This window comes from Streptomyces sp. NPDC088910 (genome assembly GCF_044749865.1).
Lineage (GTDB): Bacteria > Actinomycetota > Actinomycetes > Streptomycetales > Streptomycetaceae > Actinacidiphila.
Genome location: NZ_JBIVIV010000002.1, coordinates 125,086 through 149,767, shown reverse-complemented (window position 1 = coordinate 149,767; position 24,682 = coordinate 125,086). Strand labels below are relative to the sequence as shown.

The 24,682-nt window shown below is 72.4% G+C and carries 20 protein-coding genes; 9 read left to right on the top strand and 11 right to left on the bottom strand.

Annotated features, from left to right (window positions below; all coding sequences use genetic code 11):
* Positions 1-64 precede the first annotated feature (64 nt).
* From ACIP4Z_RS05205 to ACIP4Z_RS05195, 3 genes are all read right to left on the bottom strand, one after another.
* On the bottom strand, positions 65-514 hold the full coding sequence (locus ACIP4Z_RS05205) for a cupredoxin domain-containing protein (protein WP_355336495.1): 450 nt from the start codon (positions 512-514) through the stop codon (positions 65-67).
* A 127-nt stretch (positions 515-641) separates the two neighbouring features.
* A complete protein-coding gene (locus tag ACIP4Z_RS05200) occupies positions 642-1,484 on the bottom strand; it encodes a ferritin-like domain-containing protein (RefSeq protein WP_355336494.1) in 843 nt (280 codons plus the stop codon).
* Entirely contained in the window at positions 1,481-2,278 is a 798-nt protein-coding gene (locus tag ACIP4Z_RS05195; protein WP_355336493.1) for a ferritin-like domain-containing protein, read from the bottom strand. The genes ACIP4Z_RS05200 and ACIP4Z_RS05195 overlap by 4 nt, the downstream gene beginning before the upstream one ends.
* Positions 2,279-2,524: 246 nt before the next feature.
* Here ACIP4Z_RS05195 and ACIP4Z_RS05190 point away from each other — a divergent pair, with 246 nt between their 5' ends.
* Positions 2,525-3,409 carry a sigma-70 family RNA polymerase sigma factor gene (locus ACIP4Z_RS05190; protein WP_401305223.1) on the top strand — a complete coding sequence of 295 codons (885 nt, stop codon included), beginning with the start codon at positions 2,525-2,527 and terminating at the stop codon, positions 3,407-3,409.
* A gap of 97 nt (positions 3,410-3,506) precedes the next feature.
* Here ACIP4Z_RS05190 and ACIP4Z_RS05185 read toward each other — a convergent pair whose 3' ends face one another.
* The gene (locus ACIP4Z_RS05185) at positions 3,507-4,283 is read right to left on the bottom strand and encodes an alpha/beta fold hydrolase (RefSeq protein ID WP_401305221.1); all 777 of its coding nucleotides are present in this window, start codon (positions 4,281-4,283) and stop codon (positions 3,507-3,509) included.
* A gap of 63 nt (positions 4,284-4,346) precedes the next feature.
* On the opposite strand from ACIP4Z_RS05185, the gene ACIP4Z_RS05180 reads away from it, so the two are divergent.
* Positions 4,347-4,763, top strand: coding sequence for a MarR family winged helix-turn-helix transcriptional regulator (locus ACIP4Z_RS05180; protein WP_355336490.1), 417 nt, complete (start codon positions 4,347-4,349; stop codon positions 4,761-4,763).
* An 82-nt stretch (positions 4,764-4,845) separates the two neighbouring features.
* Here the strand turns inward: ACIP4Z_RS05180 and ACIP4Z_RS05175 are convergent, their stop codons facing one another.
* Both ACIP4Z_RS05175 and ACIP4Z_RS05170 read right to left on the bottom strand, forming a co-directional pair.
* Positions 4,846-5,808 (bottom strand): hypothetical protein, encoded by a 963-nt coding sequence (locus ACIP4Z_RS05175; protein WP_401305219.1) that lies wholly within the window; start codon positions 5,806-5,808, stop codon positions 4,846-4,848.
* 154 nt (positions 5,809-5,962) lie between these two features.
* Positions 5,963-7,105, bottom strand: a complete 1,143-nt coding sequence (locus tag ACIP4Z_RS05170) for a glycoside hydrolase family 26 protein (RefSeq protein ID WP_401305217.1) — start codon at positions 7,103-7,105, stop codon at positions 5,963-5,965.
* Between the two features lie 350 nt (positions 7,106-7,455).
* Between ACIP4Z_RS05170 and ACIP4Z_RS05165 the strand changes: the two genes are divergently transcribed.
* From ACIP4Z_RS05165 to ACIP4Z_RS05150, 4 genes are all read left to right on the top strand, one after another.
* The gene (locus tag ACIP4Z_RS05165) at positions 7,456-8,775 is read left to right on the top strand and encodes a glycosyltransferase family 2 protein (protein WP_401305215.1); all 1,320 of its coding nucleotides are present in this window, start codon (positions 7,456-7,458) and stop codon (positions 8,773-8,775) included.
* A complete protein-coding gene (locus tag ACIP4Z_RS05160) occupies positions 8,768-10,018 on the top strand; it encodes a glycoside hydrolase family 26 protein (protein WP_401305213.1) in 1,251 nt (416 codons plus the stop codon). Before ACIP4Z_RS05165 ends, ACIP4Z_RS05160 begins: the two co-directional genes overlap by 8 nt.
* Positions 10,015-11,658: a glycosyltransferase family 39 protein gene (locus ACIP4Z_RS05155; RefSeq protein WP_401305211.1), complete on the top strand. Its 1,644-nt coding sequence runs from the start codon at positions 10,015-10,017 to the stop codon at positions 11,656-11,658. Before ACIP4Z_RS05160 ends, ACIP4Z_RS05155 begins: the two co-directional genes overlap by 4 nt.
* A gap of 148 nt (positions 11,659-11,806) precedes the next feature.
* The gene (locus ACIP4Z_RS05150; RefSeq protein WP_401305209.1) at positions 11,807-12,982 is read left to right on the top strand and encodes a glycoside hydrolase family 26 protein; all 1,176 of its coding nucleotides are present in this window, start codon (positions 11,807-11,809) and stop codon (positions 12,980-12,982) included.
* A gap of 104 nt (positions 12,983-13,086) precedes the next feature.
* On the opposite strand, the gene ACIP4Z_RS05145 is transcribed toward ACIP4Z_RS05150, so the two are convergent.
* Entirely contained in the window at positions 13,087-14,976 is a 1,890-nt protein-coding gene (locus tag ACIP4Z_RS05145) for a discoidin domain-containing protein (protein WP_401305207.1), read from the bottom strand.
* A 248-nt stretch (positions 14,977-15,224) separates the two neighbouring features.
* Between ACIP4Z_RS05145 and ACIP4Z_RS05140 the strand changes: the two genes are divergently transcribed.
* Entirely contained in the window at positions 15,225-19,715 is a 4,491-nt protein-coding gene (locus tag ACIP4Z_RS05140) for a hypothetical protein (protein ID WP_401305205.1), read from the top strand.
* 306 nt (positions 19,716-20,021) lie between these two features.
* Here ACIP4Z_RS05140 and ACIP4Z_RS05135 read toward each other — a convergent pair whose 3' ends face one another.
* The 3 genes from ACIP4Z_RS05135 to ACIP4Z_RS05125 form a co-directional block, all read right to left on the bottom strand.
* Complete coding sequence (locus tag ACIP4Z_RS05135; protein ID WP_401305203.1) at positions 20,022-20,843, bottom strand: helix-turn-helix domain-containing protein; 822 nt, start codon at positions 20,841-20,843, stop codon at positions 20,022-20,024.
* 325 nt (positions 20,844-21,168) lie between these two features.
* Positions 21,169-21,558: an MmcQ/YjbR family DNA-binding protein gene (locus ACIP4Z_RS05130; protein WP_355336481.1), complete on the bottom strand. Its 390-nt coding sequence runs from the start codon at positions 21,556-21,558 to the stop codon at positions 21,169-21,171.
* Between the two features lie 108 nt (positions 21,559-21,666).
* On the bottom strand, positions 21,667-22,884 hold the full coding sequence (locus tag ACIP4Z_RS05125) for a zinc-binding dehydrogenase (protein WP_401305201.1): 1,218 nt from the start codon (positions 22,882-22,884) through the stop codon (positions 21,667-21,669).
* Positions 22,885-23,001: 117 nt separating this feature from the next.
* Here ACIP4Z_RS05125 and ACIP4Z_RS05120 point away from each other — a divergent pair, with 117 nt between their 5' ends.
* A complete protein-coding gene (locus tag ACIP4Z_RS05120) occupies positions 23,002-23,565 on the top strand; it encodes a TetR/AcrR family transcriptional regulator (protein WP_401305983.1) in 564 nt (187 codons plus the stop codon).
* Between the two features lie 23 nt (positions 23,566-23,588).
* Here the strand turns inward: ACIP4Z_RS05120 and ACIP4Z_RS05115 are convergent, their stop codons facing one another.
* Positions 23,589-24,071 (bottom strand): helix-turn-helix transcriptional regulator, encoded by a 483-nt coding sequence (locus ACIP4Z_RS05115; RefSeq protein WP_355336479.1) that lies wholly within the window; start codon positions 24,069-24,071, stop codon positions 23,589-23,591.
* A gap of 165 nt (positions 24,072-24,236) precedes the next feature.
* On the opposite strand from ACIP4Z_RS05115, the gene ACIP4Z_RS05110 reads away from it, so the two are divergent.
* Positions 24,237-24,509: a helix-turn-helix transcriptional regulator gene (locus tag ACIP4Z_RS05110; protein ID WP_355336478.1), complete on the top strand. Its 273-nt coding sequence runs from the start codon at positions 24,237-24,239 to the stop codon at positions 24,507-24,509.
* The last annotated feature ends 173 nt before the right edge of the window (positions 24,510-24,682 follow it).

The window sequence follows — 24,682 nt, the reverse complement described above, 5'->3', positions numbered from 1 at the left end:
ACGGCGCGTACCGGTCGTACGGCCACGGTGGGGGGAGCGGAACGCGCGGTGATCCGACGGCGCGTCAGTTCACGGTGAGCGTGCCCTTCATGAACTGGTGGATCGTGCAGATGTAGTCGTACGTGCCCTTGGCCGAGGGGGCCTTGAAGGTCACCGTCTTGCCCGGCGCGATGTCGTTGGTGTTGAACTGGCCGCTCTTGACCGAGGTGACCGTGTGCGCCGTCGAGTCCTTGTTGGTGACCGTCACGGTGGCGCCGGCCGCGACCGTCAGCGACGCGGGCGTGAAGGCGAAGTTCTGGATGACGATGGTGTCCGCGCCACCGCCGCTGGAGGCCGACGCGGAACTCGACGCGGAACTCGACGCGGACGAGGACGCCGACGTGGCAGCCGCCGACGTACTCGTACCGCTACCGCCGCTCGAACCCGAGCTGGAGCAACCGGTCAGGGCCAGCGCGGCGCAGGCGGCGGCCAGCAACGGCGCACGGCGTACGCGTACGGGAACGCGCGAAGGCACGCGTACGGGGACGGGAGCGGTGCGTGCGTGGAGCCGGGTGACGATCAACTCGGGCTTTTCCCTTCGGAATTCGGGCGAGGCACGGGACGGCCCGTGTGGGGGTGCGGGCCGTCCCGTACAGGTGGGGTCAGACGGTGAGCAGGGTCGGGCTGGCCGCCTTGTCCACGGGCAGGAAGTCGTCGGGGACCGGGTACTGGCCCAGGACGAAGTTGAGGATCGCGGCGTGCTGCGCCTCGACCGGCGCGATGGTGGCGGCGGTCGCGATCCCGGCGGGGCTGGTGACGTTGTAGGTCGCGAAGAGATACGTCTGCGCGGCCTGGTCCTCCAGTTGCAGGGCCAGCTTGGCGACGGCGCCGTAGGTCTTCGCCTCGCCGAGCGCCTTGAGGGTGGCGGCCTGGTTGGACAGCGGCACATTGGTGATGGCGGGCTTGCCCGCACCCGTGAGTACCGCGTTCCACGCCTTCGCGTGGTCCGCGTGCTGAGCCATCGCGGTCGTCACGAAGGTGGCGACGGCCGGCGGCACCGTACCGAGCTTGCCCGCCTTGGCCGCCTCCAGCGTCGCCTTGTAGGCGCCGACGGCCTGGTTCTCCAGCGCCGTCGCCAGCGCGACGACCTTCAGGTCACCGGTGTACTGGCTGCTCCCGGACGCCGACGCCGAGGCGGTCGGCGAGCCGCCGGGCGCACCGGTCGCGGAGTCCGCGGAGGTCTTTTTGTCGCTGCTGGAGCACGCCGCGAGCGCGAACGCCGCCGCCACCCCGCCGGCGCCGAGCAGGAAACGCCGCCGGGAGGCGTCGGCCACCCCGCCGCGCCGGTCGCTTTGTGCCTTGTCGCGCTGTTCCGCTGCGAGGTCCGCGGCCGCCGCACGCATCGCGGGCAGCGTGTCGCGGTGGGCCTCTTCCATGTCCTGGGTGAGACGGGCGAGCTCGCGCTCGCTGATCTGCAGCTCCCAGCCGTCGCGTGCGGTGGTCACTTCACGGCCCCCTCAGAGATCGGTGAAGCGTTCTTGGTCGGGTAGAAGGCGTTGGGGAAGCCGACGCTGCCTGCCGCGGCGGGCAGCTTGGCGACGTCCGTCGGGATGGCGATCAGGTCGCCCATGTTCCCGGCGAGCAGCGCCTGTACGGCCAGCAGCGTCGCGCGGTGCTGGGCCTCGACGGGCGCGACGGAGGCGAAGAGCTTGCGCAGGTCGCCGTTGCTGACCTGGCTGACGTTCTTCGTGTACGTCTGGGCCGCGACGTCCTCCAGCGTGATCGCCAGCTTCACGACGTCCGCGGGGGTCTTGATCGACGGCAGCGCCTGCTTGACCACGGCCGCGTACTTCGGGTCCGGCTGGTCCTGCGCCTTGCCGCCCGCCTGGGTGGCGGCGGAGTTGAACGCCTTCGCGTGCGCCTGGTGCTGCGTGGTCGTCTTGGCGATGAACGCCGCGATCGTCTTGTTGCCGTCCTTGATGAACGGCAGTCCCGCGGCCGTCTGGTAGACGCTGATCGCCAGGTTCTCGATCGACGCCGCCGTCTGCAGCGCCATGATGTCGTCGCTGGAGGAGGCCGCGGCGACCCGCGAGGTGTGCAGCAGAGCGGCGGCGCCCGCCACTCCGGCGACCGCTCCGCCGCGGTGCCACCAGCGGCGCGAGGACGCCGGCGCGGGCTGTGCCGCCGCGCGGAAGTCGTCCAGCGCGCTCGCGGTGATCCGCAAGGCGTCACTGTTCAGGTCTTGTGACTGCTCCGTCAGTTCTTCGAGCAGCCGGGTGTCGATGCGCTCTACGCCCATCACGCCCCATCTCTCACGGTGCCCGCTCTTGTGAGGGCACTCCTGCGACAGGTTCGTGGCGGCGGCTCATCCGGATTGGTCCCGTCCTCCGTACGGGCACCGAGACCACTCTTCCGGGTGACGGCAGGGGGCCGTTCCGCCCAGTAAAAGCGTCTGTACGGTGCGTGGCGGTACCGCCAGGTGTCACATCGGGCCCGTCCGGCGGGTCACTGCCACGACGACGAGGTGACGGAGGTGGGTGGCCCGATGGACGAGTACGAGTTCCTGGCGGCGCGTTTCGAGGAGCAGCGCGGCCGGTTGCGCGCGGTGGCGTACCGGGTGCTCGGCTCCACCGGCGAGGCGGACGACGCGGTGCAGGAGACCTGGCTGCGGCTGAGCCGGATCGACGCCGACGAGGTCGACAACCTCGCCGGGTGGCTGACCACGGTGGTGGCCCGGGTGTCGCTGAGCATGCTGCGCTCGCGCGGCAGCCGCCGCGAGGAGCCGCTGGAGACGCCCTCGGGAGGCCCGGTCACGCGCGCCGCCGCGGCCGAGGACACCGACCCGGAGCAGCAGGCGCTGCTCGCCGATTCGGTCGGGCTCGCCCTGCTCGTCGTCCTCGACACGCTCGGTCCCGCGGAACGGCTCGCCTTCGTCCTGCACGACATGTTCGCCGTTCCCTTCGACGAGATCGCGCCGATCGTGGAGCGCTCGCCCGCCGCCACCCGTCAGCTCGCCAGTCGCGCCCGGCGCCGGGTGCGGGGGGTCGCCGTCGTCGACGAGGAGCGCTCCGCGGTACGGCGCCGCGCCGTGGTCGACGCCTTCCTCGCGGCCTCCCGCGGCGGGGACTTCGAGGCGCTCCTCGAACTCCTCGACCCCGATGTCGTGCTCCGGGCCGATCCCGCCGCCGCCCTGTCCGGCGCCACCTCCGTCCGCGGCGCCGCCGCCGTCGCCACCACCTTCCTCACCCGGGCCAAGGGGGCTCGCCGCGTCCTCGTCGACGGGGTCCCCCAGCTCGCCTGGATCCACGACGGCCGGGCCCGCGCCGTCTTCGCCCTCACCGTCAGCCCATCCGGGCGCGTCGCCGAAATTCACGTCCTCGCGGACGAGGCCCGCCTCTCGCTCCTGCGGGTCGTCGTCGTGGACGAGTGACCCTCCCCCGCGCCGCGAGGACGGTTCCTCTGCCGTGGGGGTTCGCCGATGGTTTTGGGGCGCGGCCCCGGGCGGTTCTTCTGCCGGGTGCCGGGTCCTAGCGGGCGCGGTAGGCGTCGATCGCCGCGAAGGTCGCCTCCGGCTGCTCGATCTGCGGGAGGTGGCCCGCCTTCGGGACGACCTCGAAGCGCGCGTCGGCGAAGGCGGCGGCGTACGCGGCCCCGTACCCCGGTGTGAAGACGCGGTCGCTCTCGCCCCAGAGGACGAGGGTCGGGACGCGGACGTCGGCGAGCCGTTCGCGCAGGCCGGGCGTGTGCATGTACGGGTCGCCCGCGATGATCCGCATGGTGGCCATGTTCGCCTGGCGCGCGGCCAGTTGACCGGCCGGGAGGGTGGCGGGGTCCACGAAGAAGCGGTCGGGGTCGTGGAAGGAGCGCTCGGCCACGCCCCGCGCGTCGAGCGCGAAGAAGTCCGTCATCGGCTCGCCCTCGACCAGCACTCCGGCCGCGTCGATCAGGACGAGCCCGGTGATCAGGCCCGCGCCGTCCCGTACCGCCATCTCGGCCGCGATCCAGCCGCCGAGCGAGGAGCCGACCACCAGGACGTCACGCAGCCCGCGCTCCCGAAGCAGCTCCAGGTACGCCACGGCGAGGTCGTCCACGCCGTCGTACGCCTCGGGCCGGGGCGTGCCGTCCCAGCCGGGGAGGGTCGGGGTGAGGACACGCGCGGTACGGGCGAGGTGGGCGCCGAGGCCCGCGACGGTGAAGGGGCCTCCGCCGCCGTGCAGCAGCAGTACGGGGCGGGCGGCGGCGGCATCGGTCTCCGCGTCGGCGGGGCCGGTCTCGGCAACGGTGAGCTGCGATGGGGTCGTCATACCGTCGACTGTAACTAAGGATATTTATATAAGCAAGCTTAGTTGGAGTGTTAGGCTGTGCCCATGCCCGTTGAACTCCAGCTCCTCGGACGAGCCGTCAAGCAGGCGCAGTACCGCCAGCACCGCGCCCTCGACAGTCGCCTGGCCACCGTCGGCACCACCCTCGCCCAGTGGGACGCCCTGCGCGCCGTCGCCCGCACGCCCGGCGCCTCGGCCCGCGACCTCGCCGCCGCGACCTTCCAGACCGAGCAGTCCTTCGGCACCCTCGCCACCCGCCTCGCCGACCGCCACCTCATCGACCGCCGCCCCGGCCGCGGCCGCCGCATCGAACACCACCTCACCCCCGCCGGCGAAGCCCTCCTCTCCGCCGGCCACCGCATCGCCGACGACGTCCTCTCCTCCGCCTTCTCCGCCCTCGACGACACCGAACGCGCCACCCTCCTCGCCCTGTTGCGCCGCATCGGCGAAGAACCGACGTGAGCCCGTGACCCTGTTACGGGTCACGGGCTCACAAGGCGCGGTCGCGTGGCGTCAACGACCCCTGCGGGTCAGTCCAGTTCGGTCAGTCCAGTTCGGTCAGCCGGGTCAGGGTGTAGCCGGCGATGCCGTGACCGGCTGCCACCGAATCGGAGTCCTTGTTGCCCGCGGCGCCGGTGTTGGGACCGGCAAGGGTGGTGTAGACGTAGCGGCCGTGGACCGCGTGGGTGACCGCGCAGGGCACCTGCTTGCAGAAGTTCGGGATGCCGGGCTGGCCGGTCAGGGGGATCAACTTGCCCTTGAAGCCGGTGTCGACGGCCTTGGCCTCGGCCTCGGTCGGGAAGACCAGCACGCCCACGCTCACCGAGTCCTTGCCCGAGACGTAGGTGGCGAGCACGATCTGGGTGCAGTGGTTCTTGTCCAGGACCGGGCCGAGTCCGCCCTGGGTGCTCTTCCAGCAGGGCGTGCGGTGGCTGGTGGCCTTCCGCGCGAAGCTCTGCCCGTTGATCGTGAGGGTCTTCGCGGTGAAGAGGTCGCTGCCCTGCAACGTCGGAGTCGAGGACGGTCCGGGGGTGCCGTCGGTCGGCGAGGTGTCCGCGGACTCGGTCGGCTGGACGGACGGCGCTGTCGTCTGCTTGTCCTTGTCGTCCTTGGCGACGGTGCCGTCGTCCTTCTTGGACCCGCCCATCAGGAACAGCGCCGCCGCGCCCGCCACGGCGACGACCAGGACGGCCGCCACGCCGATGATGAGCATCCGCTTCTTCCGTGCCCGCTGCTCGGCCACGTGCTGGTCCGCGAGCGCCGACCAGTCGGGCTCGTTCGGATTGGGCACGTAGGGCTGCGGCTGCGGGAACTGCGGTACGCCCGGCCGGATTTCGTACGGGTAGCCCTGCTGGACCGGCTGCGGATGCTGGGTCGGGGGGTAGCCGTAACCCGGTTGCGCCTGCTGCGTCGGTCGCGCGGCCTGCGTCTGCTGCTGGTCGACCTTCGGTACGGCACCGTTCTGGTGCGGTATGCGAGGATCCTGGGGCCCCGTGGGAGTACTCATGGCCTGGGGGAGTTCGCCCTTCCGTCACTCATTTCGGTGAATCATAGCGTCCGTCATGGACTCAGGGTGGCTTCTCCCGTTACGGCACCTTCACAGGACCTTCGGTTCTCAGACGGCTCACAGACAGCCCGCGGACTAGTCACGCGGGCGGCGTTCAGGACCCTCCGGCCGACATCGGCCAGGGCCGCAGGGTGAGCGAGTCGAGTCCCTTGCGGAATGCCGTCTTCGTCTGCGGCGAGATGTCGAACCGGTAGTCGTACTTGCCGCCCTCGTCCTTGCTGTACTGGAACCAGATGAAGCCGATCACGTTCGGCGTGCGCTTGATCCAGCGGAAGAGATCGGCCGTCCAGCCTGCCTGTTGCGGCCCCGGCGCGCTGCCCGTCTCGCTCACCAGGATCGGCTTGTGCGAGAACTTGGTGATCTCGTCCACCGTGGGCTGAAGCACCTCGGTCGCGGTGCGCTCGCCGAAGCCGTAGCCGTCGAGTCCGATCCAGTCGACGTACCCGTCACCGGGATAGAGCGGATTCAACGCGACGCCGTTCGTGCCGCGCAGCACATTGGGACTCCAGACCCAGATCACCTCGGAAGCTCCGACGATCTGAAAGAGATCGTGAATGTGGCGCCACGCCTTCACATAATCTCCATATGAATTCCCGCTGTTCTTCTCTGACCACGGGTACCAGTCGCCGTTCATCTCGTGTGCGAAACGCAGACCAATCGGTTGTCCGATCGCCTTGACCTGCCGCGCGAAACGGATGATGTAGGCGTCGTACGTGCCCGACGCGATCCGCTTGAGCGCGTACTTCGGCTGGTCGGCGGAGCGTGAATCGCCGTACGGCTCCCAGGTGACCAGCGGCAGCGCGCCCTGCTGGTAGGCGAGTTCGGCGTCGGAGGCGGAGAAGTCCCGCCGCCAGTCCTGGTAGTACTCCAGGATCCTGGGCGGGCGGCCCGCGGCGGCCGAGGCCGAGGCGGTGGTCGCGCGGTTCGGCCCGTGGAAGGTCGCGAGGCCGAAGTAGAGGCCGTCGGGGTGCAGATACTCGGCTTTTGTCAGGGTCTTGGTGCGGGGCGGCGTTCCGGGTGATGCCGGTGATCCCGGCGTTCCGGACGCTCCGGGCGCCGTGGCCGATCCCGTGGGGCCGCTCGGCGGGGCTGTGGTGACCGGTACGGCGTCGCCCGCGATGGTCGTCCCCCCGCCGCCGTCGGAGGAGCATGCGACCAGGCTCAACAGCAGTGCGCCCACGAGCAGGCACGCCGGCAGGGCGGACGTGCGCCATATCCGTCGTGTCAGGACATTCATCCCCGGTATCCCCGGCCGTTTCTTCTCCGCGGAGTCGCGGATCGATGGATCCGCGAACCGTCAGCGTCTCAGCGAACCGTCAGCATCTCATCCGACGACCATACGGACGACGGCGCGACGGGCTTGTCCGGGTAATTCACGGAGCGGGGCGAAATGCGCGACATCGGTGTGCGGTACGCCACATGTATGTGTGTCAGCTGTGTGTCGGGCCGCAGGTGCCGGCTGTGTTACAGGTGATGACCGAATTGGGGGACGCTAAGGATCATATGATAAAAATCGTGTCACCACTTACGTTCTCTGCGGCGTGCCGCCTTGTAGGTGGCTCGGGGGAATCGGCGCGATAGGAAGACATGCTGGCGTTCTTGCTGGAGATCCGTGAGTTGCGGCTCCAGGGGGTGGTGTACCCCTTCGCCGCCTTCATGGCGCTGATCTGGCTGCTGTGGCTGATCAAAGTCGTGTTGGCGCGTCGGTACAAGCCATGGAAGCGCCCGTTCCAATCCACCACTTCCGTGATCATCCCGGTCGTGGACGAGCCCGAGGACCTGTTCCGCGAAGTTGTCGGCCGGATCATCGACCAGCGGCCCACCGAGATCATCGTGGTGATCAACGGCCGCCGCAACGAGGCGCTTGAGCACATCTGCGACGACCTCGGCGTGTTCTGGAAATGGACGCCCGTTCCCGGCAAACGCAACGCGCTCAAGGTCGGCCTGGCGGAATCCAGCGGCGAGATCGCCGTACTCGTCGACTCCGACACCATCTGGACCGCCAACACCCTCAGCGAACTGGTCAAGCCGTTCCGCGACCCCGAGGTCGGCGGCGTGACGACCCGTCAGCGCATTCTCCAGCCGAGCCGCACCGTGCTCACCCGCTGGGCGGACTGGCTGGAGAGCGTGCGCTGCCAGTATTCGATGCCCGCGATGAGCGTGCTCGGCACCGTCGGCTGTCTGCCCGGCCGCACCATCGCCTTCCGCAGTCACATCCTCTTCGACTGCATGGACGCCTTCCTCGGCGAGAAGTTCCTCGGCGTCTTCCTGGAGGTGAGCGACGACCGCACGCTCACCAACTACACGCTCAAGGCCGGGTACAAGACCGTCTACCAGTCCACGTCGCTCGTCTACACCGACGCCCCGCTCCAGTTGAAGAAGCTGGCCAAGCAGCAGTACCGCTGGGCGCGCGGCTCGCAGTACAACACGCTGCGGATGATGCCCTGGATGCTGCGCAACGCGAAGATGCTCGCGCTGTTCTACTTCACCGACGTGGCCGTGCCGTTCGTGCTCCTCGGCACCTTCGCCTCCTGGCTGGTCGCCGCCTTCCACCGCGGCCGTCCCGGCGTCTACCACGACCTGCCGCTGCCCGGCGACCCCACCAAGGCCCTGGTCCTGCTCATCGCGCTGGCCGCCGTGATGTCGCTGTTCTCGCTGATGTTCCGCTTCGGGCGGCACTTCGCCTACCGGCCGCAGGACCTGCTCTTCCTGCCCGCCTTCATGGTGATCAACACCCTGCTGTTGCTCCCCGTGCGCCTGCTCGGCTTCTTCCGCTGCGCGCACAACGCGAGTTGGGGCACCCGCGCCGACAGCTTCGCGGGCGAGAAGTCGCACAGCGCCCTGGTCCTGGTGCCGTACGTGATCGGCGGCCTCATGCTCGGGGGGTCGGTGATGATGAGTGTCTAGCAGCCAGAACACCCCGGCGACACCGCCCCCTTCCGACCCCCGGCGACCGAGCGCCAGCCGACGGCGCAAGAAGCCGGCGCACTGGTGGAACCGGGGCACCGGCATCCGGCTGCGGATCTGGATGGCCGTCAACGCGGTCCTGCTCTCCGCCCTGTCCTACGGCGTCTACGCGGCCGTGGTCTCCAACGCGGAGGGCACCGGCTACTCCGGACTCGGCGGCGGCAGCAGGACCAACCCCGGCCTGCTGGAGCGGCTCAAGGGCAGGACCGAGCCCGGCATCCCGACCAAGGCGCAGTTCCTGCACCCGGACGGCGTCTACTTCGGGGCGGCCACCACCAACGCTCCCTACGACGCGGCGGAGGTCGACAAGCTGACCGTCGACGCGGGCGGCATCCGGCCGACGATGACGTCCTTCTTCCTGTCGTGGAGCCAGAAGTTCAACCCGTACGCGATCACGGCGGCCTACGAGCACGGCACGCTTCCGGTGCTGAGCTGGGAGCCCTGGCAGGGCGGCGCGCAGAATCCGGAACCCGACCAGATCCTGAAGTCCAATATCGACCAGCCCGCGTACCGGCTCGCCAACATCACCGCGGGCACGTACGACACGTACATCACGCAGACGGCGAAGGCCGTCGCGGCGGCCAAGTGGCCGCTGGTGATCCGCTTCGCGCACGAGATGAACGGCGTCTGGTACCCGTGGGCGGAGCGGGTGAACGGCAATCACCAGGGCGACTACGTCAAGGCGTACCGGCACGTCCACGACATCTTCCGGAAGGTCGGGGCCACCAATGTGATCTGGGCCTGGTCGCCGAACATCGTCCGGCCGGCCAAGAAGGTCTCGCTCAAGGCGCTCTACCCCGGTGACGACTACGTCGACTGGGTCGGCATGACCGGCTATGGCGTACGCGAGTCGACGCCGGAGATCACCTTCCGGGCGACGATCGACCAGATCAGGACCTTCACCGACAAGCCGCTGGTCATCATGGAGACCGGTGCGCAGATCGACGCGCAGCAACTGAGCTGGGTCGAGGCCTTCTTCCCGTGGCTGCGGAAGAATTCCGAGGTGATCGGGTTCGTCTGGATGCAGAAGGACCGCGACTCGGGCGCGGGCGGGAACTGGCGGTTCACCTCCAGCAAGGCCGAACAGCAGGAGTTCCAGGCGGGCTTGGCCACGCTGCGTCTGGCGACGGGTCACGCGGGCGCGCCCGCGCCCTCCGACTCCCCCGCCGGGAGCACCCCATGAGCGAGCGGGAAGTCCTCGAATCCGACGCCGACTACCCCGATCACCCCGACACCATTCCCATCTCGATCATTCCGCAGCCGCGGAACTCCCATCACGACGAGGGCGAGTGGGAGATCCAGGACGACAGCACCGGGGAACGCCCCGCCTCGGGGGGGCGCGCCTCGCGGCGGCGCCAGGAGGAGAAGCGGCGCGGGATGGGCCGCGCCGCGATCATGCTGCCGCCGATGCTGGTGACGCTCGTCGCGGGCGGGTACCGGGTGGGCGCGGCGCAGGTCAGGGAGGACGAGGCGGCGACGTGGTGGGCGGCGCATCTGTCGTGGTCGGACCTCGGGCGGCTGCTGGACAACACCGATGTGGTGCTGGCGCCGTACTACGTGCTGATGCACATCTGGGTCGCGGTCGCCGGGAGTTCGCCCGCGATGCTGCGGGTGCCGTCGGTGGTGGCGATGGCGGTGACGGCGGGACTGCTGGCGCTGCTCGGCCGCCGGATGTTCGACGCGCCGACCGGGCTGGTCGCGGGGCTGGTGTTCGCGGTGCTGCCGGTGACGACCCGATTCGCGCAGGAGGCACGGCCGTTCGCGCTGGCGGCGCTGTCGGTGGTGGCGGGGGCGCTGCTGCTGTACCGGGCGCTGGACCACGTGGGCGCGGACCGGTGGGGCGGATACGCGTTCGGGATGCTGTGCACGGGGCTGTTCCACCCGGTGGCGGCCACGGTCGTGGTGGCGTATCTGCTGATCACGCTGGCCACCGAACGCCAGCGCACCGGGGCGTGGTTGGCGGTGACGCTGGTGCCGGTCGCGCCGCTCTTCGCGGTGCTGATGCTGGCGCGCGGCCAGAACCACCAGGACCCGCAGGGCGGCACCGACGTGCACGCGCTGCTGCGGCTGCCGCAGGAGCTGCTCGGCTCGCAGCACGCCGCCCTCGCGGTGGGCGGCCTCGCGCTGCTCGGGGTGCTGCTCGGCCGCAGGAACGGCGTACCGCTGCTGGTGTGGGCGGTGCTGCCGCCGGTCGCGCTGTTCGGACTGCGCTCGTACGGCAACCTGTTCACGCCGTCGTACTTCGTCTTCACCGTGCCCGCCGTCGCGCTGCTCGCGGGCGCCGGGGTGTGCGGTCTGGCCAAGCTGCTGCCGGGCAGGGAGGGCGGGGCGGCGACCCGGCAGATCGTGCTCGGCGCAGTCGCCGCCGTCGCCGTGGCCGCGGTCTCGCTGCCGGCCCTCAACGGCCTGCGCACCGACCCGCGGCCCGGACTCCCCGACTACCAGGCGGCGTCGGCCTGGCTGCGGACGCAGACGCGCGGCGGCGACGGGGTCGTCTACAGCGGTGAGCTGGACAAGGCGATGCGGGGCACCGCGTACCAACTGCGCGCCGTGGCCGACCCGCCGGACGCGGTGTACGTGACGGTGTCGCCGCAGCGGGACGGTACGTACACCGGACAGCCGTGCTCCGCGCCCGTGGTGTGCACCAAGGACGTCCAGCGGATCTGGCTGGTGGCCACCGCGCCGCGCACGCCGTACGCGGGGATGACGGCCGACGAGGGGAGATTCCTCCAGACCGAGTACAAGGCGGGCACCGCGAAGGACTTCGCGGGCGGGCTGCGGATCACGCTGTTCGACCGGCTGCCGCGGAAGTCGGCGCGGTAGCGGGCGCGTTGGGCGCGCCGACCGGGCCGGTCGCGGGCGGGGCCGGTCGCTGGCGTGGCCGGGCCCTAAGGGGGCGGGGCGCGCGGGGGCAGGGTGCGCGGGGCGTTCAGGGAATCGTCGGGGGAACGGGTGACGGAGGCGGGGGAGCATGCTCGGGGGAAGACGCGACCGGTGGACACGCGGAGGTCCGCTCGTCAACTGGCCGGGGCGGCTGTCCAGCCCCTTCTACGGCCAGGTCTGGAGCCGGGCGAAGTACGTCGTGCCCGCCGCGGTCCTCGCGCTGCTGATCGGGGTCGCCGCGCTCGCCTGGGGTGACGGCGGGGACGGGGGCGGCGACCGCAGCGCGGGAGCCGACCGGGCGGCCGACAGCGGCGCGGGCGACGGCGACGGGGTGTCGACCATCGCGCCGGGACCGCCGCGGACCGCCGTGCCCGACAAGGACGCCATCCGCCGACCGCCCGCCGGGACCACGTACTTCGGCGTCGCCAAGCCCGACGCGCCCTGGAATTCGGCCGTCCTGGCCGGAGTCGGCCGCGACGCGGGCGGCGTCACGCCCAACATGGTGGAGTACTACGTCAATTGGACGCGCGGCTTCGACCCGGACCCGGTCCGCGCCGCCTACGCCCAGCACGCCGTGCCCGTCGTCTCCTGGGAACCGTGGGCGGGCTCCGCGAAGGGCACCGAGCAGCCCTCGTACGCGCTGCGCACCATCATCGACGGTGCGCACGACCCGTACATCAGGTCCTTCGCCGAGGCCGTCAAAGCCAACCGCTTCCCGATCGCGCTGCGCTTCGCCCACGAGATGAACGGCCACTGGTACCCGTGGGCCGAGCCCAACGGCGGCAACAGACCCGGTGAGTACGTCGCCGCGTGGAAGCACGTCCACGACATCTTCCAGCAGGCCGGTGCCACCAATGTGATCTGGGTCTGGGCCCCGAACACGCTGCGCGGCGCGGACGACATCAGCCTGAAGTCCCTTTATCCGGGCGACGGTTACGTCGACTGGATCGGCCTCGACGCCTACGGGGTCGCCGAGCGCTCGGCGGGCGAACTCCTCAACCCGTCGGTGAACGCCCTGCGCGCGTTCACCGCGAAGCCGCTGCTCATCACCGAGACCGGCGCTCAGCCGGGCGGGCGCAAGGCCCCCTGGATCGCCAGCCTCTTCCCGTGGCTGGCGAGCCGCCATGACGTCATCGGCTTCATCTGGTTCCAGTACACCCACGCCGAAGGCGGCGGCTCCGACTGGACGTTCATGTCCAGCACTGCGGCGCAGGAGTCCTTCAAGGCGGGAGCGAGGACGTTGCGGCTGGCGCAAGTGCCGTAACGCGTAGGGCTGTTGGTACGCGGGCCGCCCCCGGCACGTGCACCCGGGGGCGGCCTTTGACGCTCACGTGCTCACGTGCTCACGTGCGCACGCGGTCCTGAGGGTCAGGTGCCGAGCACCTGGAACTCCCAGAGCGAGTAGCCGTACTGCGTGGCGCGCGCCGTCCCGTACATCCGCACGTACCGCCCGGTGCCGGTGACGTTCAGCGTCTGATTGCCGCCGGTGCCGGTGGTCGTGGAGTAGACGTCCGTCCAGGTGGTGCCGTTCGCGGAGGTCTGGATCCGGTACGCCGTCGCGTACGCGGCCTCCCAGTTGAGCTTGACCTGGCTGACGGTGTGGCTGGCGCCGAGGTCGACCTGGAGCCACTGCGGGTCGCTGAAGGTGCTGGACCAGCGGGTGCCGGGGTCGCCGTCCACCGCGCTCGCCGCCGTGAAGCTGCCGTTCTCACTGGACGAGGCCGTGGCCGTCTTCCCCTGCGACAGCAGGGTGGGTGTGCCGGGTCCGCCGGGGTCGCCGCCGCCGGACGTCGGTGTGCCGTACAGCGCCAACTCGTACAGCGAATCGCCGTATTGGGATGTTCTGGCGGTCGCGTAGACCCGCACGTAGCGGGCCGTGGCCGACAGCGCGGTGTCCTGGATGTCGGCCGGACTGTTGTTGTTGGAGTAGACCGTCGTCCAGGTCGTGCCGTTGGCCGACGTCTGTAGCTGGTAGGCGGATGCGGCCGCCGCCTCCCAGACCAGACTCGCGTGCGTGAGGTTGTAGGACTGGCCGAGGTCGACCTGGACCCACTGCGGGTCGCTGAAGCCGCTCGACCAGCGGGTGGTGACATCGCCGTCGGTCGCGTTCGACGCGGGGAACTGCGCGCTCTCGGTCGAGGAGGCCGTGGTCGGCTTGCCCTTGGCGATGTTGGTGCCGGTGCTGCCGGGCGCGGCCTTGTTGTAAACCGCCACGTAGTCGACGTTCAGCGAACCGCCGCTGACCGTCGCCGCGTTGGGGCCGCCACCGAAGGCGGCGGGGAAGCCGCCGCCGATCGCCAGGTCGAAGATGATGTAGAAGCTGTGGTCGACGGCGTTGGCCCACGCCGTGGCGTCCACCTGGTTGGAGCTGAGCGTGAAGTAGTTCGCGCCGTCCAGGTACCAGCGGATCTGCTCGGGTGACGTCGAGCGGTCGATCTCCACCGCGTACGTGTGATAGCCCGTCTGGCAGCCGGAGCAAGCCCGTTCACCGCTGCCGACGCCGCTGGACTCGTTGCACGCGCCGCCCGGATTCGTCCCGCAGTGCAGGGTGCCGAACACCGAGCTGCGGCCGTTGATGTCCTCCAGGATGTCGACCTCGCCGGAACCCGGCCACGGCACGCCCACGCGCAGCGGCGACCCCAGCATCCAGAACGCGGGCCAGTAGCCCGCGCCGTTGGCCGTGGTCACGTTCGGCTGCTGGATCGACGCCTGCATCCGGACCACGCCGCCCGGCTGCGCGCCGAAGCCGTCCGCCTGGGTCTCGACCCGTCCCGACGTCCAGCCGGTGTTCGGGTCCGTGCCGGAGTGCAGTGCCTTGAGCACCAGATGGCCGTTGCCGTCCTGGTAGACGTTGGCCGTGCTGTTCGTCATCGTCTCGATCTCGCCGGTCCCGAAGGTCCAGCCCTCACCGGCGTCGTAGCGCCATGTCCCGGTGTCCAGGCCGGTGTTGGCGGCGCCGTTGAAGTCGTCGCTCCAGGTGGTGGTGAAGCCGCTCGGGGCGGCGGGGACGGCGTTCGGCTGTACGGCGGCCGGTTGTGCGGCCTGTCGCGCGGCCTGTTGTGCCGCCGTTTGTGCGGCCGTTTGTGCCGCCGCGGTCCGGGTCGCCGTCTGTGGGGAGACGGTGCCCTTTCCTACGGCGGACGCCGACGCGGACGCCGACGCCTGCGGCGAACCGGCCAGCGCCACCGCGGCCATCGCGCTGACGGCGACTAATCCGACGCCCAGCCGTTTCCGCAAGCGCTTGTCTCTCATCGACATGCCTGCTCCTTGTGTGGGGGGTGCGTGAGAGCGCTCTCTCCACGCGAGAGTCGGCCTTGCCCCAGCCCCTGTCAAGGCTTCCGGCAACGTTTACGGAGCCGTCCGCGCGCCGTACGGGAGGAGGACGGTGCCCCGCCAGGGAGGTATGCGGCAGCGGTGTGCACCCAGTGCAATTCCGGGCCGTGGCCGTCCCCGTGGGGCGCGGGTCTGCGTAGCGTGGCAGCTCTGTCCGTCGAGGGGAGTGCGCGGTGTCGGGACGTCCGGAGAAGGAGATGGCGCCGGGCGACGACCCGGTACGCCAACTGGCGCGCGAGTTGCGCGACTTGCGGGAGGCGGCGGGCAAGCCGACGTACCGGACGATGGCCAGGGGCGCGGGTTTCGGCGCGAGCACGCTGTCGCGGGCCGCCTCCGGCGAGACGCTGGCGACGCTGCCGGTGGTCCTGGCGTACGTCCGCGCGTGCGGCGGCGATCCGGCCGACTGGGAGCGGCGCTGGCGTGCGGCGGCCACGCGGGCCGCGGGGCCGCGGGACGCCGAGGACGGCGATGATCCGGCGCCCTACCGGGGCCTGGCCCGGTTCGAAGCGGGCGACGCCGACATCTTCTTCGGCCGCGACCGCCTCACCGACCGCCTGCTGGAACTCACCGCCCGCCGCCGCTTCACCGCCGTCTTCGGCCCCTCCGGCAGCGGCAAGTCCTCCCTCCTGCGCGCCGGCCTCATCCCCCGCCTCCAGCAAGTCGCCGACCCCGCCACCCGCCCCGCCGCCCTCCGCATCCTCACCCCCGGCGCCCATCCGCTCCGCGACCACGCCCCCCACCTGACGCCTGCGGCGAGCTCCACGTACGACCCTGCGGCCAGCACCGCGGACGGTCCTGCGACCGGCTTGGAGGGCGGTCGTGCGACGGGCACGTCGGCCGATCCGGAGGGTGGTCCCGCGACGGCCTCGGCCGCGAGTGCGGCGACGGATTCGACCGACGGTCGGGCGGCTGGGCTTGCGGCTGGATCGGGGTCTGGCCCGGTGGGCGGCCCGGCAACTGGGCACGTGATCGGCTCCGAGCCCAGCCCGGAGGGCGGTCGCCCTGCCGGGCACGCGTCCGGTCCGGCGTCCGGCTTGGAGGGCGGTCGTGCGACGGGTACGACGGCCGATCCGGAGCGAGGCCCGGAGGCCGGTCCGGCCGACGGGCATGCTTCTGGTCCGGTGACCGCCTCGGCCGCGACCGCGGTGCCGGATTCGTCCGATGGTCGCGTGGCTGGGCTTGCGCCTGGTTCGGGGTCCGGCCCGGTGGGCGGTCCTGCGGCTGGCTACGGGGCCGGTCCGGCCCCCGGCCCGGCGGGCGGTCGTGCGACGTTCACCGCTCGTCCGGCGACTGGGTACGCGGCTGACGCGGGGTCCGGCTCGTCCGGCGGTACGGCGGCTGGGCATGTGACCGGCTCCGAGTCCGGCTCGGAGGGCGCTGGCGCGGCTGGCTTCACGGCTGGTACGGCGATCGGCGCGACCGGCGGTCGGGGGGCTGGTGCGGGACTTGGGCCGGTGGGCGGTCGGGGGATTGGTGCGGAGGGTGGCGGGGGGGATACGTGGCTGATTGTGGATCAGTTCGAGGAGCTGTTCACGCTGTGCGCCGACGCGGCGGAGCGGGAAGGGTTTATCGAGCGGCTGTTGGCCGCGGCGCATCCGGCGGGGCGGACGCGGGTGGTGATCGCGGTGCGGGCGGACTTTCTGGGGCGGTGTGCGGAGCATCCGCGGCTGATCGGGGCGTTGCAGGACGCGACGCTGCTGGCGGGGCCGATGGACCGGGACGAGTTGCGGGAGGCGGTGGTGCGGCCGGCGCAGGCCGCGGGGCTGATCGTGGAGAGGGCGCTGTCCGCCCGGGTGGTCGCGGAGGTCGTGGGGGAGCCGGGCGGGCTGCCGTTGATGTCGCACGCGCTGCTGGAGACGTGGCGGCGGCGTTCCGGCCGGGCGCTGACCGAGCGGGCGTACGACGAGGCCGGTGGTCTGCACGGCGCCATCTCCCGTACGGCGGAGGACCTTTACCACCGGCTCACCGCCGAGCAGGCGGCCCTCGCGCGCCGCGTGCTGCTCCGCCTGGTCATGCCGGGCGACGGCACCCCCGACACCCGCAGACCGGTGGCCCGCGCCGAACTCGCCCTGGGCGCGGACGACACCGCCGTCGTCCTGGACGAGCTGGCCGGGGCCCGGCTGATCACCGTGGACGACGGGACCGTCGACCTCGCCCATGAAGCCCTCATCCAGGCGTGGCCACGCCTGCGGTCCTGGATCGACGCCGAGCGGACCCGGCTGCGCGTGCACCGTCGGCTCACCGACGCGGCGGTGATGTGGCACGAACTCGACCGCGAGCCGGGCGCGTTGTACCGGGGCTCGCGGCTCGCGGCGGCCGAGGAGGCGTTCCCGGCCGAGGAGGCGTTCCCGGCGGCGGAGGCGGACGGCGGACCCGACGAACTGACGCCCACCGAAAGGGCGTTCCTCGACGCCAGCACCGCCGCCCGCCGCCGCGAGGAGCAGGCCGCCGCCCGAACCACCCGCAGACTCCGCGCGTTGACGGCGACCCTGTCCGTACTCCTCGTCCTGGCCGTGGCGGCCGGGGCGACGGCGTGGACGCAGAGCCGCAGCAACGAGCGGCAGCGCAGGGCCGCCGACGCCGCCCGGCAGGTCGCGCTGTCGCGGCAGCTCGCCACCACCTCGGACGCGCTCGTCGGCTCCGACCCCGAACTCGCCTCGCTGCTGGCCGTCCAGGCGTATCGCGAGAGCCCCACCACCGAGGCGGTGGTCAGCCTCGAAGCCGCCGCCGCGCTGCCCCTCAAAGCCGTCCTGCGCCCGCCGGACCGCGAACACGACGTGGAGTCACTGGCGTTCAGCCCGGACGGCCGCACCCTCGCGACCGGCGACAGCGCGGGCACGGTGATCCAGTGGGACGCGGCGGGCGGCCGGGTCCGCTCGACGGTCGGCCACCCGAGCGCGGGCGCGACCGCGCTGGCGTACGGCGCGGACGGCCGTACCCTCGCGATCACCGGCTGGAAGGGGGAGTTGGACCTGCGTCCGGTGTCCGCCGAGGGCGGCCGGGGGGCCAGGACCGTGGCCCTCGGCCCTGAGCCGCCGCTGGACTGGGAACTCGGCCCCGACGCCCGCACCGCCGTCACCGCGGACCGCGGCGGCGCGATCAGGCTGTGGGACGTGGCGACCGGCCGCGACCGGCGGATCGTCACCAGCCGCGAGAAGATCCCGGGACCGATGGCGTTCTGCGCGGGCGGGCGCGTCGTGGCGATGTCCGACGCCGGGCGGATCCGCGAGTGGGACACCCGGACCGGCCGCCCGCTGGCCGACTTCGCCGCCAGGTCGCAGGCCCACGAAGTCCCGGACGACGGAGGGGACTTCCTCGACCTCGCGTGCGGCCCGGACGGCCGCAGCGTGGCCACGGGGGACTTCGCCGACGGCAAGGTGCGGATCCGGGACGCGGCGACCGGCCGCGTACGCGCGGTGCTGTCCGGTCACGCGGGCCAGGTCGGCGCGCTGGCGTTCAGCCCTGACGGCCGCACCCTCGCGACCGGCGGCGACGACCGGACGGTACGGATCTGGGATGTGGCCACGGGCAGGGCCCGTGCGGTGCTGTCCGGTCACACGGGCACCGTCCGCGCGCTCGCCTTCAGCCCCGACGGCCGCACCCTCGCGACGGCGGGCGCGGACCGCACCGTACGGCTGTGGGACGTGACGAACGGCCCCGCCGTCCTGCCCGGCGTCGCGGCGGCGGCCTTCGGCGGCGGTGGCGTCGTACTGGCCGGAACGGACGGCGGACTCCGGCTGCGCGACACGGCCACCGGACATGTGCGCGTCCTGGCCGGTCCGTCCTCGGGACCGCCGCCGGTCGCGGTCGCCGTCACCAAGGACGGTCGCGCGGTGGCCAGTTGGGACGGCAACGGCTCGGTGCGGCTGTGGGACACCGTGTCGGGGCAGGTCACCGCCACCCTTGCGGCGGTCGGGAACGCGGGCGGCCTGGCGTTCAGCCCCGACGGCCGTACGCTCGTCATCGCCGACTACGACGGCCGGTTGCGGCCGTGGGACGTGCGCGCGCACCGCTTCCGTACGACCTTCCGCGTGTGGATCGCACCCGGCACGGGACCCGTCTTCGGCCCGGACGGCCGGATCGTGGCCGCGCAGACCGTGGACGGCGCGGTCGCGCTCGTCGACCTGGGCACGGGGGAGACCCGGTCCATCCTCAACGGCGCTCCTGTGCACGGCAGTTCGGGCAGCATGCCCATGGTGGACTCGGGCGTCGCGCTCAGCTCGGACGGGCGCACGGCCGCCGTCGGCACCTGGGACGGTCACGTCCTGCTCGCCGACCTGACGACCGGCCGCACCCGCGCGCTGGCCACCGGCCGTACCGCGCCCGTGACGTCGGTGGCCTTCACCCCCGACCGCCGGACCGTCGCGGCGGGCGACTGGGACGGGCCCGTGCACCTCCTGGACGTGGCCACCGGACACGTGCGGGCCACCCTCACGGCGGCGCCCCGCTCCGCAACCGACCTCGCCTTCGGCCCCGACGCGCACACGCTCCTCGTTCTCGACCCGCAACAGACCGTGCGGCTGTGGGCCGTTGACCTGCCGGACCCCGCGGCTGCCGTCACCGCCGTCTGCCGCGCGGTCGGCCGCGACCTCACCCGGCAGGAGCGCGGCACGTATCTCCCCGACGAACCGGCCCACCCGGTCTGCGGCACCACGGCCCGCTGAGGCCCGCGCCGCGCGGGCCCGGCATTGCGCTCTCGGTCAACTCCCTTGCGCACAGGGCCGATGACGGGCGGCTCGGCCCCCGGCAGACTCGGTGGCCCGGCGCACGGGGGAGGGTGCCCGGGGCCGGTGGGCCGAGAGCGCGGCGCGCGGTGCGGGTCGTCAGTGGCGACGACGATCGGGGAGGACGACCGCAGTGAGCCGCGATGGGGGCAGGGGTCGCGCCTCGGCCGACCGGTCGTGTGGGGGCGGGGAGTTCGGGCGTACCGTCGCCCGCTCGGCGGGCGTGTGCGGGGGCGGTGTGGACGCTCACGCGCTCAACAGCCGCCTGCGGTAGGCGCCGGGCGCGACGCCGTACTCCTTCTTGAAGGCACGGCCGAAGACCGCCGCGTCCGGGAAGCCCCACCGCGCGCAGATCCGGCTGACGCTGCGGTGCGCCATCCGAGGGTCGGCCAGATCGGCCCGGCAGCGGTCGAGCCGTTCGGCGCGGACGTGTCCGCCGACGGTACGGCCGCCGTCCTGGCGGAAGAGGTGGTGCAGGTAGCGCACCGAGATGTGGTGCGCGGAGGCGATGGCGGCGGGCGACAGCCAGGGCGCGGCGAGGTGGCGGTCGATGTACTCGCCTATGGCGCAGCGGAGTTCGAGGGTGCGGGACGCGGGTACGGCCGCCGGTTCGGCGAGCTGGGCCAGGAAGGCCGTGGCCAGGCTCAGCGCCGCCGAGCCGAGGCGCGCGCCTTGCGGGGCGAGCACGGAACCGGCCGCCTGGTCGGCCAGCCCTTCGACGTAGTGCGCCAGCAGCGCGGCGGGTCCGGTGTCGGAGGGGAGCGGGCGCGCGACCAGGTGCCTCAGCGACCTGGCGGGCACCGGCACCGCCTCGCGCGGCAGGTGCAGCACGATCGCCCGCCCTCGCGGCGCGGCGGACTCAACCGCCCTGACGAGCAACGGCCGTGAGGGCTCCCACAGCCCCAGCTCGCCGGCCTCCAGCCGCGTACCGGCCCGGTCGCGCTCCGCGTCCCCGCCGAGGTCTCCGCCACCGGTCCGGCCGACGTTCCCGGCAGCGTTCCCGGCAGCGCTCAGGTCCCCCCGGTCCACCCCGTCCGCCCGGCGCAGCGTCAGCGGCCCCTCCGACACCAGCGCCAGCCGCCAGTGGTCGACCCCCGGCCCAGGCCCATGCCCAGGCCCATGCCCCGGTCCACGTCCAGGCCCCTGCCCAAGCCCCGGCCCCGATCCCCGCCCCGATCCCCGCCCCGGCCCCGCCCCCGGCCGTACGGTCAGCGGTCCCGGCGGGCGCACCACCGTCAGCCAGACCTGCCCCAACTCCCATGCGTGCGGACGTGCTTCGTCCATCGGCGGTGCTGCCCTTCCGCGACGATTCCCGCGGACCCCGTATGCGACGCCCGCGAGATTGATTCCACGGCAGCGCGCATTGATGGGCAGCCCCCGCCCGCCGGGTGAATCAATTCCGTTCGGGGCGACGGCCGTTCGCCGGGAACGTCTCGACCAGCTCTTGCGGCGCCGCCTGCTGCCACGAGTCGAGCAGGATGTCGTACAGCTCGCCCTCGTCCTCGAGCGCCGCCAGCCGCGCCCGTACCCACGACGAGTGGGCCTCGTGCGCGGGCACCCAGAACTTCTCCGGCTCCGAGGCGATCAGCTCCGCGCGCTCGTGCCGCGGACAGCGCACCGCGAACGACGTCCCGTCGTCGGGCACCGTCACATACATCCGGCGGCCGACATGGAACGTGGGATGTCCCCACAACTCCTTCTCGACGGTCCCGGGCAGCCCGAGCGCCACGCGCCGCACATCCCCGCTCCCCAGCACTGCCCGCCGCCCCACGACTCTCCCCATCCCGGCTCCGTCCGCGTGCCCGCGCGCCCGCCTCGCTCGAACGCACCCAATTCCACCACGGCGGGGCGCGCGGGCGGGGGAGGCCGCCGCCCGGCGCCGCGGGCGGCCCTACGGGTGCAGCACGATCTTCCCCACGTGCCCCCTGCGGGCCAGTTCCTCCTGCGCCCGCGCGGCCCGCGCGAGCGGGAACGTCGCCGCGACGACCGGACGGACAGCGCCCTCGCGCGCCAGGTCCATGAGGAGCCCGAAGTGCGCGGGCGTGTGCATCGAGGAGCCGATCACCCGCGCGTTGTGCAGATACAGACGGCGTACGTCCAAGGTGACGCCGTACCCGCCGAGCGCCCCCGCGACCACCCACCGGCCGCCCTCGCGCAGCAGCGGCAGGCACGCGCTCGCCAACTCCCCTGCGACGACGTCGAGTCCGATGTCGATGCCGTCCGGGGCGGCGGCGCGGATCTGCCCGGCGACGTCCCGCGCGCGGTCGATGACGACGTGCGCGCCCGCCGCGCGGACCGCGTCGGCCTTGGAACCGCTGCTGACGGCGAGCACCTTCGCGCCGCGCGCGCGGGCGAGTTGGGTCAGGGCGAGGCCGACGCCGCCGGACGCGCCGGAGACCAGGGCGGTTTCGCCGTCCCGCAGCCCGCCGCGCTCGATCATGCCGAGCGCCGTGCCGTACGCGGTCGGCAGCGACGCCAACTGGTCGTCCGTGAGCGGGGATTCGGTCATGTCGTGCACGCGGCCGACCGGCGCGGTCACGTATTCGGCGTAGCCGCCGTCGCGTTCGCTGCCCATGAGGCCGATGGGATTCGCGTCCTGGCGGTCGGAGTCGTAGACGGCCGGGTCGATGACGACGCGGCGGCCGAGGAGGCCCGCGTACGGGTTCGGCTCCGCGGCCGTGCCCCGGGCCGCCGCCTCGGCGGCGTTCCCGGCGACCGCCCGCGCCGTATCCCCGTCAACCGCCCGCGCCGTATCCCGGTCAACCACAGCGCCCCCGTCGAGGCCAGTGCCCCCTTCGAAGCCAGCGCCCCCGTCGGCGGAGACGTCCTCCCGGGGTCCGACCGCCACGACCCGCCCGGCCACGTCGGCCCCCTGGATCCGCGGAAAGTCGATCGGCCCGCGCCAGCCGGACAGCGCCGTCGCGTCCTGCGGGCTCCCGTACGCGCCCTCGCGCGTCCACAGGTCGGTGTTGTTGAGCGCGACGGCGGCGACCTCGACCAGCACCTCGCCCGCCCCCGGGGCGGGCACGGCCACCTCCACCGCCTCCAGCACCTCCGGCCCGCCGTGACCGGCGATCCGTACCGCACGCATGGTCCCGGGCATGCTCATCGCTCCACCGTCCTCCTGAGTACACTGATCTGTGAACATCAACCCACGGTACACCGATCAGTGAAGGGGGGCCCGATGCCGGAGGTCCAGGAGACGGAAGCGGGCGACGTACGGCCCATGACCGCCGCGGGCCGCCGTATCGCGGCGGCTGCCGAGGAGCTGTTCTACGGGCGCGGGATCACGGCGGTGGGCGTGGACCTGATCGCCGAGCACTCGGGCGTGACCAAGCGGACGCTGTACAACCAGTTCGGCTCGAAGGACCGGCTCGTGGCGGTCTACCTCGGCGAGCGCGACCGGCGCTGGCGGGCCCTCGTCCGCGCCGCCGTCGACGCCTGCGACGACCCCGTCGAGGCCGTCACCGCGCCCTTCGAGGCGCTGCGGACCTGGAGCGCGACCAACACCCGCGGGTGCGCGTTCATCAACGCCCTGGCCGAACTCCCCGACCCCGCGCACCCCGCGCACCGCGTCGCCGCGGACCAGAAGCTCTGGCTGCTCGGGCTCTTCGAGCGCCTCGCCACCGCGGCGGCGTGCGCGTCCCCCGCCGCCCTGGCCACCCGGCTCCTCCTGCTGCACGAGGGCGCGCTCGCCACCCAGCCGCTGCCGCTCGACACGCTCGCGGAAAGCGTCGGTCTGGCACGGGAGTTGGTACGGGCGAGCGCGCCGTCCCCCGGCGCGGCCTGAGCGCCGACGGGTGAAGTCGGCTGCTAGCCAGGGGCCTTGGGCGTGAAACCGTCCGGGTCCTGCGCCAGCAGCCCGTGCACCCGGCCGACGAGGCTGCTGTCCTCGGACGGGCTCAGCCCCTCGCGCGCGGTGCGGAGCACGGCCTCCACCAGGTGCCAGCGCTCCTCCAGGCGGTCGTACGCGCCGGAGGGGATGGCCGAGGCGGCGTCGATGTCGCGCTTGCGGGCCGTGAGGTCGCGCAGCTCCTCGGCGGCGTCGGGGCGGCCGACGTCCTCGAACTGCTCCGGGCGTACGCCGACGACATGCGCCATCCGGGCCAGCGTCTCGTCACGGCCGCGAACGGGGACCGGTGTCCCGTCGACCGACTGGTAACCGCTGACGATCTGCCGCCACCGCGTGTCGCTCATGCCGGCTCGCCGCGAGGCCTCCCGCTGGGAAAGGCCGGACGCCGCGAGCGCGACCTTGATCAGCTCCCCCTCGGGCGGCGCGTCCGGGCGCTCAGTCATGCGGCGAGCTTCGCACAACTACGCATTATGCGTCCAGCGATACGGCGAAGAGGGGCGGGTATCGGCCGGTCTGGCCTGCGCATATGCGCGGCGGCAACGTGCGCAGGTGTGCGTAGTTCCCGATAAATACTTGTGCTACGCGCTACTACGCGCTAGTTTTTGCCCATGTCGCACCGCACCCGGCCGAGCAGGCTCCATCAGGAGCCCGAGGCCGTCACCTGGGCGCGGGAGAAGTCCGGGCTGACCAAGCGGGCGCTCGCCGACCAGGTCGGCATTTCGGAGCAGCTCATGGGTGAGATCGAGTCGGGCTGGCGCAGCGCCACCCCGGCCAATCTCATCAAGATCGCCGATGCGCTGAACTGCCCGCTCGTCGTCCTGGAGCGCAAGCGCCACGCGGGCGCGGTCCGTACCGCCGCTCCTGAGGGCGCGGCCGAATGAGGCCGGGGGGCGCACGCCGCGGCCGAATGAGGCCGGGGCGCGCACGCGAAGGAACGCTCGACGCGTGGATTGGCATATGCCAAAGTCGTGCGACTCCCGGCCCGCGGGGCCGGGGCGGCACATCATGAGATGAGTACGCGGAGGCCGCCGCCGCATCCCACGAAGACGGCCCC